The organism is Candidatus Falkowbacteria bacterium (assembly GCA_018674305.1).
Lineage (GTDB): Bacteria > Patescibacteriota > Patescibacteriia > UBA11705 > JABHMO01 > JABMRF01.
In genome coordinates this window covers 310,444-322,191 of record JABHAL010000004.1, presented here as the reverse complement: position 1 = coordinate 322,191, position 11,748 = coordinate 310,444, and the positions used below count along the sequence as shown (strand labels likewise).

General features: G+C 36.3%; 11 protein-coding genes and 1 other RNA gene. 8 read left to right on the top strand and 4 right to left on the bottom strand.

The window, feature by feature from the left end:
• Both HN643_02765 and HN643_02760 read right to left on the bottom strand, forming a co-directional pair.
• Positions 1–258: pyruvate ferredoxin oxidoreductase (locus HN643_02765; protein MBT7500566.1), on the bottom strand; the 258-nt coding region annotated here is incomplete at its 3' end.
• Positions 245–979, bottom strand: coding sequence for a thioredoxin domain-containing protein (locus tag HN643_02760; protein ID MBT7500565.1), 735 nt, complete (start codon positions 977–979; stop codon positions 245–247). The genes HN643_02760 and HN643_02765, both read right to left, overlap by 14 nt.
• 123 nt (positions 980–1,102) lie before the next feature.
• Here HN643_02760 and secG point away from each other — a divergent pair, with 123 nt between their 5' ends.
• From secG to HN643_02735, 5 genes are all read left to right on the top strand, one after another.
• On the top strand, positions 1,103–1,330 hold the full coding sequence (gene secG, locus HN643_02755; GenBank protein ID MBT7500564.1) for a preprotein translocase subunit SecG: 228 nt from the start codon (positions 1,103–1,105) through the stop codon (positions 1,328–1,330).
• 115 nt (positions 1,331–1,445) lie between these two features.
• Positions 1,446–3,341: a peptide ABC transporter substrate-binding protein gene (locus HN643_02750; GenBank protein ID MBT7500563.1), complete on the top strand. Its 1,896-nt coding sequence runs from the start codon at positions 1,446–1,448 to the stop codon at positions 3,339–3,341.
• Between the two features lie 391 nt (positions 3,342–3,732).
• Positions 3,733–5,385: a ribonuclease J gene (locus HN643_02745; protein MBT7500562.1), complete on the top strand. Its 1,653-nt coding sequence runs from the start codon at positions 3,733–3,735 to the stop codon at positions 5,383–5,385.
• Positions 5,386–5,703: 318 nt separating this feature from the next.
• Entirely contained in the window at positions 5,704–6,681 is a 978-nt protein-coding gene (gene trpS / locus HN643_02740; protein MBT7500561.1) for a tryptophan--tRNA ligase, read from the top strand.
• A gap of 128 nt (positions 6,682–6,809) precedes the next feature.
• A complete protein-coding gene (locus HN643_02735; GenBank protein ID MBT7500560.1) occupies positions 6,810–7,304 on the top strand; it encodes a transposase in 495 nt (164 codons plus the stop codon).
• A gap of 40 nt (positions 7,305–7,344) precedes the next feature.
• On the opposite strand, the gene HN643_02730 is transcribed toward HN643_02735, so the two are convergent.
• Positions 7,345–7,761 carry a hypothetical protein gene (locus HN643_02730; protein MBT7500559.1) on the bottom strand — a complete coding sequence of 139 codons (417 nt, stop codon included), beginning with the start codon at positions 7,759–7,761 and terminating at the stop codon, positions 7,345–7,347.
• Positions 7,762–8,181, bottom strand: coding sequence for a hypothetical protein (locus tag HN643_02725; protein ID MBT7500558.1), 420 nt, complete (start codon positions 8,179–8,181; stop codon positions 7,762–7,764).
• Positions 8,182–8,341: 160 nt separating this feature from the next.
• Here HN643_02725 and rnpB point away from each other — a divergent pair.
• The 3 genes from rnpB to HN643_02710 all read left to right on the top strand — a co-directional run bounded on the left by rnpB (position 8,342) and on the right by HN643_02710 (position 11,672).
• Positions 8,342–8,787: RNase P RNA component class A (gene rnpB, locus HN643_02720), an RNA gene on the top strand.
• Positions 8,788–8,917: 130 nt separating this feature from the next.
• Positions 8,918–10,351 carry a sugar transferase gene (locus tag HN643_02715; protein ID MBT7500557.1) on the top strand — a complete coding sequence of 478 codons (1,434 nt, stop codon included), beginning with the start codon at positions 8,918–8,920 and terminating at the stop codon, positions 10,349–10,351.
• Positions 10,352–10,577: 226 nt separating this feature from the next.
• Positions 10,578–11,672 (top strand): glycosyltransferase, encoded by a 1,095-nt coding sequence (locus HN643_02710; protein ID MBT7500556.1) that lies wholly within the window; start codon positions 10,578–10,580, stop codon positions 11,670–11,672.
• The last annotated feature ends 76 nt before the right edge of the window (positions 11,673–11,748 follow it).

Genomic DNA, 11,748 nt, shown 5'->3' with positions numbered 1-11,748 from the left:
TATCAAAACGCTAGAATCAGGTGTAACTAAAGTGGCGTCTTGAATAATAATATAATCTGGTTGATAAATTTGTTCACGTAAACGAATGGGATCAGTAGCAATTCGCGCAAAGGCCATAACCGGCGCACCACGACGCTCAACCCCAAAGTTTGGAAAGGCTTGTGCGTACTTACCATCATAAAACGCGGCTACCGCAATTAACTCTGCAGCTGTAACTGAACCTTGTCCACCACGACCATGCAATCTAATTTCCAACATTTTTTTCATATATCGCTTGAAATTTAGTAATCACTTTGTCCCAAGTCTCCATTGGAATTACTCCCTGAAGCTTGAAACCATTAATAAAGAAAGTTGGGGTACCAATAATCTGTCCTTCTTGGGCTGCGAAATAATCTTTTCGTGCTTGTGCGAGAGTCAAATTATGCTCCATGCAATTATTGAATTTTATTATATCAAAATTTAAACTCAAAACATATTCTGCCAAATTATTAGCATTAACTTTTCCTTGGTTTTGAAACATTAAATCATGATATTCCCAAAACTTGTCTTGTTGATTAGCACAAATTGCGCCCTTCGCTAAATCAACTGAACTAGCACTGATCACCGGATAATTACGCCAATAAAAATTTACTTTATCACCATATTTATTGATTATTTTTTTGACTATAGGCACCGTCATCAAACATCGACTACAATTAAAATCACCAAACTCCACGATTTGTATTTTTGCCAATGGATTACCAATACTAGGACTCATGTCGTCAATCATATGACTCATAACATATGGAGATTCTTCTGCTAAGGCCTTTTCTGAAATAAAAGTGCCCAGCTTTACTTCTTGGTATGATTGATAAAATTGAAACAAATATAATGGTGAAAGAAATATCAAAAGACCAAACACAATAAAAATTGTAATTGCCCACCAACGCTTATACCAAGATTTGTCTGGCTTAAGAAAGCCGACCTCTTTATTATCCATAAGTTAAGAATATATAACAAAGATATTATAACACAAATCATAAAGCATTAAAACATAAAAACAACCTTGACATAATAAATACCCCTTGCTATACTTCCAATTGATTATCAATAGCAAAAATTTATGACAAATATATTTACTATCATTCAACTTGTTCTGGCCGTTGCCCTAATTGTATCAATTTTACTACAAAATAGAGGTGGTGGACTGTCTGGCGTTTTTGGTGGCAGTGAAAGCACAAATGCCTACAGAACAAAAAGAGGAATGGAAAAAACAATTTTTTACCTTACTATAATCTTCTCAGTTTTATTTTTCGGCGTTTCTATTGCCAATATTTTACTTCAGGCATAGAAACATATTTACTTAAAGTCTAGAGTTCAAGTTATAACCTTTGTTCCGAAGTGCACTTAATAATATTAATTGCTTCAGAACAAGTCCTGTAACTTTAATCTTTATACTAATTTTTGTGTCTAACTTTAAAAAGTTCTGGATCAAGCTCAAATCAAAAGAATTTAAAATCAAAGAGAAGCTAGCCAGAAAAAAATTGAAAAAATTTCACGAACACGATGAAAAGCTGGTGCAAAAATTAGCGTCCTCAAAAAAATTACCTAGCAAACGACAACTCAACTATATTTCTAAATTTTTATCAAAACCAGAAAGATTGATCATCCGCATATTGAGTGGGATTATTTTAATTGCTGTATTTTCACTATTATTCAATGTCTACTGGAACAACTCAAAAATAATACCAGCGCAAGGTGGCACCTATACCGAAGGATTAGTTGGCTCACCTCGCTATATCAATCCCCTGTTTTCTCGAGCCAGTGATGTAGACCTTGATATCTCAACTTTGGTTTATTCAGGATTATTCAAATATACCGACCAAGGATTAACCAAAGACCTATTAGATAGTTATCAACTCAGCAACGATCAGCTGGTCTATACTTTCAATTTACGACAAGACATCAAATGGCACGATGGAGAAAATCTAAACGCGGAAGATGTGATATTCACATTCGACCGAATTAAAAACACTCAAACTAAAACTCCTTTATATTACAATTTTCAAGGAATTATCATAGACCAAATCGACGAGTTCACTGTACGCTTTTCCCTAGAAAAACCCTTTGCTCCATTTCTGGAAAGTTTAACCACTGGTATTTTACCTGAACACATTTGGAAAAATATTGTCCCAGAAAACATGATGCTGGCTGAATATAATCTAAAGCCAATCGGCAGTGGCCCGTTTGAATTTAATTCCCTACTGAAAAACAAAAATGGCCAAATCAAAAACTTTGAACTTGTTGCCAATGAAAATTATTATATAAATACACCCTTCATCGAAAAAATAGATCTTAAATTTTACGAAAACTTTGAACAAGCAGTTGAAGCTCTAAATAACAAAAAAGTTGACGGGATCAGCTACCTACCAAAAGAGATTCGAGCCAGAATCATAAATAATCGAAACTTAAATTTCAACTTACTTCACTTGCCTCAATACACCAGTGTTTTCTTTAACTATGACCAAAATCCAGTTTTAAAAGATTTAGGTATTCGAAAAATTCTAACTCACTCAGTTAATAAAGAAAAAATTGTTAATGAAATTCTAAACGCAGAAGCCCAAATTATTGACGCTTGCATTTTGCCTAACACTCTGGGGTACAATCCCGATATTGTTAAATATCCTTTCAACGTACAACACGCACGAACAGAACTCGAAAAAGCAGGCTGGAAATTAGCAGATTATGAGGAACCAAAAGCTGAAGGCGAAAGTGATGAAACAATCAATGAAGAAGGTGTATCCGCCAAAGAAGCTTACGCCTACCCTGTCCGAAAAAAGGGCGACCGCTATTTTGAGTTTGAGCTAACAACTGTCAACCAACCAGAAAATGTCAAAATTGTTAAAGAATTACAAAAAGAATGGCAACAAATCGGTGCTAAAATCGACTTAATAATCATTGAACCAAACAAAATACAGGAAACTATTAAAGATCGCAGCTATCAGGCCCTTCTGTATGGTCAAATATTAGGACATGATCCTGACCCATACCCGTTTTGGCACTCAAGTCAACGATCTTACCCTGGGTTAAACTTAACTTCACTCAATCATCCTGATGTCGATACCCTATTAGAAAGTGCGCGGAAAACCAGTGATGACAAACAACGAGCGGAAAAGTACAAACAGTTCCAAACAATCATTGCGGAAACCGTTCCTGCTATTTTCCTTTTCAACCCGACCTATACTTACCCGCAAAACAAAAAAATTAAAGGCTTTAATACTTCTAATATTATTATTCCAGCCAATCGCTTCTCCTTGATAAATGAATGGTACATTAAAACTGACCGAAAGTGGGGTAAATAGCTACAAAATTACAAGATCAGTTGGCCTAGCAGCAAAGAAAAATCTTGTAACTTCGGAGAACCTATAGTATAATTTAAACGAATCAAAAACACTTCTATATAAAAAATCAAACCAAAGCTTACGCGTTTCAAACGCTGCTTATTTTGTTAATTAAAAACAATAATTAAAACTTCATCGTGCAGAAAAAAATTAACTGATACGGAACTTCCTTATAGTTACTAATGGTTCTGCCCGAAACTAATTTATGGTTAATACAAAAACCAGTCCTCGGCCACCTAGAGTGCCCGGGAACCAAAGCAAACACAGAAACCGGCCTACCAAAAGGCACGGTGCAAACAAACATAGACCAATCACACAAAACAAAATCCAACCAAAACTAAGAATTATGGTTATGGGTGGACTAGAAGAGGTTGGTCGAAACATGACAGTCCTAGAATATGGTGATGATATTGTCATCATTGATATGGGATTACAATTTCCTGAAGAAAACATGCCAGGAATAGATTATATCATTCCAGATATTACCTATTTGGAAACTAGAGCAAAAAACATTCGCGGTGTTGTCATTACACATGGACATTATGATCATATTGGCGCAATATCCCACTTATGTCCAAAGTTAGGCAATCCAACAATTTACACTGCCCCACTTACAGCAGAACTAGTAAAGCGTCGACACGAAGAATACAAAACGACTCCTCTTGTGATTCAAAAAATTGCGCCAGACAAAGACAAAATTCAGCTAGGTAAATTTAGTGTTGAATTTTTTAGAGTTACTCACAGCATCCCTGATAGTTTTGGTGTTGTTGTAAACACCCCAGTAGGAACAGTCGTCCACACTGGCGATTTCAAAATTGACTTTAACCCAGTAAATGACAAACCAATGGACTTGAGCCGAGTTGCTCAGATTGGAGCCCGCGGTGTTCTTGCACTTCTATCCGACAGTACCGACGCACCACACTCTGGATATCAGTTATCAGAAACTGAAATTACTGGCGATCTAGAAAAAATATTTTTACAAGCCCATGGCAGAATAATTGTCGGCACATTTGCTTCGATGATTAATCGAATGCAACAGTTATTAGAATTGGCCGAGAAATATAATCGAAAAGTTCTGGTTGAAGGAAGAAGCATGAACACCAATCTGGATATTGCTCGAAGTCTTCAGATTATAAAAATCAAGAAAGGAACAATCATTGAAGAAAAAGAATTCAAGCGCTTACCTGATAATAAGGTAATGGTAATGGGCACTGGCGCGCAAGGAGAAGAAAATGCTGTATTAATGAGAATTGCTAATTCAGACCATAAATTTCTTAAAATTAAGGAGGGTGACAGTGTAGTTTTCTCATCTTCAGTTATTCCTGGAAATGAACGAACAATTCAAAGCTTGAAAGATACAATCTACCGCAATGGCGGAAAAGTTTTTCATTATCAAAACATGGACATCCATGCTGGTGGTCATGCCAAAGCTGAAGATTTACGCTTAATCATTAAATTGCTTAACCCTAAATATTTCATTCCAATTGAAGGCAATCATTTCATGCTTCGGATTCACGGAGAAATTGCTGAAAATATTGGAACCCCGAAAGATAACATTTTTATTGCTTCCAATGGTCAGGTTATGGAATTTATGAAGGGTCCACATCAGAAAGAAGCCAGCGGTAAATTAACTGCCGAGAAAGTACCAACTGAATACGTAATGGTTGACGGCCTCGGAGTAGGTGATGTTTCATCCATAGTTCTTCGCGACAGAAGGATGATGTCTGAAGATGGTATGTTTGTAGTTATTGTTACAGCAAAACGCAAAACTGGCGAATTGGTAGGTAGTCCTGATATAATTTCACGTGGCTTTGTCTACATGAAAGAAAGCCGGCAACTTATTGAAGATGCTCGTAATCTGGTACGCAAAACAGTTGGCAAAACTAAAAACAAAAACTTTGATCCAATGTTACTGAAAAACAAATTGCGCGATCATGTTGGCGACCTACTCTGGAAAAAAACCAAACGCCGACCAATGGTTATTCCAGTGGTTATAGAAGTTTAGACTCGAAAAAATTTACGATTTACAATTTTACAATTTTCATTAAATCACCAATTTTCAATTTTCAAACTCAACGGATAGACAATTGAAAATTCTGTAACTGAAAATTTATTGTAAATTGGTAATTGAATAATTGAAAATTCAAATAAAAAACCCCCACCCAGGTTTTACCGAGGTGGGGTTTTTGATTTAAATCATGAGTTTTGCTATAATACAAATTGTAGTAAAGTTTTTATATAGCATATAATCAATACATGATTTACGTCATTTAATGCTGATCTACATGATTTATCAGTATATCAGTATAATCAGTACTCACTTATGTCTAAACGAATCTTCAGCGGTATCCAACCAACAGGTATTATTCACCTAGGAAATTATTTCGGGGCTATTTATAATTGGCTAGAATTACAAAAGGAATATGACTCTATTTTCTCAATTGTAGATCTGCATGCGCTAACAGTTCATCAAGATCCAAAAAAATTAAATAGAAATATTTACGACTTGGCAAAAATTTACATTGCTTCCGGCCTGGATCCCAAAAAAAATATTGTATTCAGACAGTCAGATGTAAAGGAGCATGTTGAACTAGGTTGGTTTTTGAATTGCGTAACCCCAATTGCGGAATTGGAACGCATGACACAATACAAAGACAAATCCGAACAGCACAAACAAAATGTAAATTCCGGCTTATTCACCTATCCATGTCTAATGGCAGCCGACATTCTACTTTACGATACGAACGTGGTTCCAGTTGGTGAAGATCAATTACAACACGTAGAACTGGCACGAACAATTGCCAAAAAATTCAACAATCTTTATGGTGACGTATTTATTTTACCAGAAGGAAAAATCAATAAGGTTTCTGCACGACTTAAAGGTTTAGATAATCCAGAAAAAAAGATGAGCAAATCAGCAACTTCTGAAAATAATTACATTGCCTTGAGTGATGACTCTGACCTGATTCGCAAAAAAATAAAAAAAGCTGTAACTGATTCTGGTACAGATATCAAATTCGATCCCAATAAACGTCCAGCTCTTGCCAATTTAATGACCATTTATCATTTAGTCACTGGCAAAGAGGCCCCTGAAATTGAAAAGGAATTCAAGGGTAAAGGTTATGGCGATTTCAAATCTGAATTGGCGGAAAGAGTAGTTGAGTTTGTTGAACCAATTCAGAAAAAATTTAATTCTATTTCGGACAAAGAAATTGATTCTATATTAGCAGATGGTGCCCAGCGAGCGAAGAAATTAGCTGAAAAGAAAATGGAACAGGTTAGGAAAGTTATTGGATTGTAAACTGTCAAATATACTCGTCAAGAAAATCCTCCAAACACCAAGGAGGATTTTTTGTTTTTCAAACTCTTGACGAACGTGGACAACATTTTACTTGGGGATTAATATTATACCTGTAACAATAGCAATATATGTATACAGGACCAGATCGAAAATTAAACCGGGCAAAATTCATTGACTATTCATTGGCGGGTTTTTATTATTTAACAATTTGCACAAATAATCGGATTGAATGGTTTGGGAATGTCGTAAATGATAAAATGGTGTTGAATGAATCGGGGGTAATTACACGTCAACAATTATTTTGGTTAACAAAACAATACGAACATGTAAATTTGGATGAATGGATTATTATGCCGAATCACGTTCATGTGATTATTCGTATCGTCGATGATGTAGGGACCGGTCGCGACCGGTCCCTACCACGAAAAACAAAACCCATCCCCGGAATCATCGGCGCATTCAAAACCACATCATCAAAATTTATTCATCAAAATGGTTTATCGGAATTCCGTTGGCAAAAATCATATTACGACCGCGTTTTGCGTAATCAATCCGAATTAGACCATTCCCGTTGGTATATCCGAACAAATCCTGAACGTTGGCATCATGACCGGAATAATTAAAAAAAGTCCGATCTCTGATCGGACTTTTTTGATTGGTTTATTAAGACGCCGGCTCGGGCCTTGCCCGTTTTCTTTTGGCAGGATCAAACAAGCGAGTTACTTCCAGCAACACATCCCAATTTTCTTCTTCACAATACCACGTCCCTTCATCATCAAATTCATAATTGTAAACAAATTCAGTATAGGTTCTTTCTCCGTCTTCATCTGGCTCAACTCCAGACGCCATTTCATCTGGATCACAACACCACAAGATGATTTGCAAAACACCATCTTGTGTCTTGAACTCAAAGTCTTTTACAATTGCAAATCCATATTCAACTTCCTCATCATCACCATCTTTATTCGGTGTACCTTTGTAAGCCAAAACCGTGTTAAACAGTTCTTGAATTGAAATTGGCAAACCTGCCTGTTTCAAAAATCTCGTCATTTCCTGAGTAATAGAACTTTCTCTTGGCATTTAAACCTCCACTGCAACAATTAAACAAACAACTATTCTAAATTCACTTTCTGTAATCTCAAAACCTTGTGCTAATACGCTTTTCCCAGCCCAAACAAGAATACGATCAGTCAAACCCTTAGTCTTTAGCAAAGCGACATCCTGACCGTTACGTTTAACAATACGGCTAGCTTTCCAGTCAATTTGAACATCCTGAAAAATCAAACCTGAAGCTGTCATCCCTGCAAAATAAGTTGCTCTTGCAGGTGGATTATCATGCAAATATTTCAAATGTTCTATGATTTTAGCAAATGATTGATCATAAACAGTACCCCGACAAATTTCTTCCACTCGGTTGATTTTTAATCTATACCAATTGACAACCATGCCGAACGAATCTTCGGGAAATAATGGGCCTCTGGTGATTTTAACCTGAGTCATAACTGCCTCCTGTCAATGAGCAAAGATATTTCATATTAACAAAATAAATACATTTTGTCAATAAAAAAAACATTAATATATTTTACCTAAATTAGCAATAAATTTAGACAAAAAACTTGACAAACTCAATAAAATTTGCTATATTTTATGTAGCCATAAACAAGCAGAACTGTCGCCCTTCTTCGCCCTCTGCTTCGCGAGAGCTTCGAAGGGCAGGCTAGTCCTAATCAACTTATGAGACTGGCTTGCCCTACGTAGCTCTGAACGGAGTGAAGAGCGAAGAAGGGAGGAAAGTCCGGACACTCGGTTATTTAATTGACACGGGTAACAGGTAATTCCTGTCGATCGTGAGATAGAGGTGCGAGCAGAGACGCCGAGACTCGCAAGAGTCAAGGTGTCCCGAATTGCGAAAGCAACATCGGGACGCCGTGGAAAGTGATTTCCCGGAACCCTTCGGGGTTAGTCTTGATGGAAACATCAAGGGTGAAACGGCTAAATCCTTACCTGAGTGCAAGGGCAAGTTTTGGTAGCCCGCGTGAGCCAAAGAGTAATCTTTGGCCCAGATAGATGACAGCTAAAACAGAATCCGGCTTACTCGCTTGTTTATGGCTCTTTTATTTGATACACTAGAAGAAGATTAAAAAGAGCAAGGGGATGAAGAAGATAACAAAAGCAAAATACTTTTGGCTAGTTAAATCTAACTGATCTTCTATAGCCTTCTTTATCTTATTATCATATGAAAAAGAATGCTGAATTATTTTTCACCTTTCTAAAAATTCCAATTGATTACATAACCTTGGTGGCAGCTGGGCTCTTGGCTTATGTAATTCGTTACGAAGAGTCTGTTCAGGAAATCAGACCTGTAATTTTTGACTTACCGTTTGAGCGGTATTTTATTTTTGTTTTATCTGTTTCAGCAGTCTGGCTATTATTCTTTGCAGCGGCTGGCTTATATTCATTCCACCGTCGCAAAGTAACTGACGAGTTAGCTAAAATTGTCTTGGCCTGTTCCACTGGCATGACTGCCATCATTATTTACATGTTTTTTGTTCGCGAATATTTCTCCTCCCGATTCATTGTCCTGACAGCCTGGGTGTTAAGTATTTTTCTAATAATGCTTGTTCGTGTGATTGTACGAAAAATTCATCGCCATACTCTAAAGTCTGGCTGGGGTGTCCATAATATTGTTATTGTTGGAAAAAACAAAAACACAGAAGAAATTATTGATACCTTCAAGGGACAACCTGAATTGGGCTATAAAATAATTGCCAGGATTCAAGAATTTGACCCCAATGACAAGGAAGATCTGCTCAAGCTACTAAAGCGAAAAGGTATTGATGAAATCGTTCAAACCGATTCGAGTTTATCCCGAAAGGTTTCAATCGATCTAGCAGATTTTTGTGCAGAACATAACATTATTTTTAAATATGCAGCTGGTCAATTCGAAGCACGAACAACCAACGTAGAAGTACACATGATTGCGGGTGTACCACTAATTGAAATTCGAAAAACTAAACTAGATGGCTGGGGGAAAATTATAAAAAGGTTAATAGATTTTATTCTAAGTACTTTTCTAATTATTGTATTTAGCCCTATAATGATACTTCTAACTATTATTATTAGATTAGAAGATAATGGTCCAGCAATTTACAAAAATGAACGTGTTCATAGCAAAGGAACTTTCAATGTTTTTAAATTCAGATCAATGTACACCAAGTACTGTACTGGCAAGCAATTTGAAAAATACACTAATCAAAAAGAAGTCTTGGAATATGAAAAGAAACTAGCAGAAAAACAATCTGAAAGACATGGGCCAGTTTACAAAATCCTGAAAGATCCACGTCGAACTAAAATTGGTAGGTTCATGGAAAAGTCTTCACTCGATGAACTGCCTCAATTATTTAACGTCTGGATTGGAAACATGAGTTTAGTTGGACCACGACCACATCAACCAAGAGAGGTTGCTAAATACAAAAAACATCACAAACGAGTTTTGGATATTAAACCAGGCATTACTGGGGTAGCGCAAATTTCTGGTCGTAGCGATTTGGACTTTGACGAAGAAGTTAAAATTGACACCTACTATATAGAAAACTGGTCACTAAAACTTGATTTCTGGGTAATGCTAAAGACACCCTTTGTTGTACTCATAAGAAAATCACGAGTTTAACTATAACCAAACTCCTTACTAGATACTGAAACCCGTCTCGACTGTTCGACGTCAGTCGGACGAGGCGGACAAGTTCAGCATGCCAGTAATGAGTTTTTTTGTTTACTCTTGGTTTTTTTCACATATTTTGCTAAGATACTTACACAAGAAAATAAGAGAACACTGGAGTATGAAAACATCTACTGTAAATGCTTTTATGCTTTAATATTTTAATGTTTCAGTAAATATGAATGTAGCTCTAGTTCATGACCACCTAACGCAGGACGGAGGCGCTGAGCGTGTAGCCAAAGCCTTTATGGATATTTTTCCTAAAAGCTCAATGTACACGCTGGTTTATGATAAGAAAAATGTTGCCCAGGATTTTGCCAAAAAAAAGATACATACTTCATTTTTACAAAACTTTCCTTTTGGTGTTTCCAAGTACCAATGGTATTTGAATTTTATGCCAGCTGCAACTGAGCACCATCCAGTTACAAAATACAAGTTGATATTATCCAGCTCTTCAATCTTTTCAAAGGGCGTAATACCTGGACCAACCTCAACACACATCTGCTATTGTCATACTCCACCACGATTCTTGTGGACTAATACTCACGGCTATCTGAAAGATTTGAATCAGAATTTTTTAATCAAAAAGATGTTACCAATATCGTTAACTAAACTTCGCCAGTGGGACAAAATCGCAGCTGACCGAGTCGATCACTTTATCGCCAACTCAAAAGAAGTTCAAAAACGAATAAAAAAATACTACAACAAGGAAAGTACTGTAATTTATCCACCAGTGGACACTCACAAATTCAAGGTTACTGATAAAGTCGAAGATTATTTTCTAGCTGGTGGTCGTCTGGTCGGCTATAAACGGTTTGATCTTATTGTTCAAGCTTTTAACCGATTAAATCTACCTCTGAAAATATTTGGTGATGGTCCACAATTGAAAAATTTAAAAAAAATAGCTAAAAACAATATTGAATTCTTGGGTAAGGTGCCGGAACAAAAAAAGATTGCTCTTTATAGCAAATGCAAAGCCTTCCTTAATCCACAACTTGAAGATTTTGGTATCACTGCTGTCGAAGCCATGGCCAGTGGTCGCCCAGTAATTGCCTATCGAGCAGGCGGAGCAACAGAAACTGTAATCGAAGGCAAGACAGGTACTCTTTTCGAGGAACAAATCTGGGAAGATCTTGCCGATAAAGTTTTAAGCTTTAAGATTGAAGATTACAATCCTCAAACAATTAGAGAACATGCTTTACAGTTTGATGTAAATATTTTTAAACAAAAAATAAAAGAATTTATAGTCAACAAATTAAATCCCAATCCCTAATTTCTAAATCCTGAACAAATTATAATTATTAAAAATTTAAAACCCAAATTAACGTTTTGATATTTATAAATTTGTA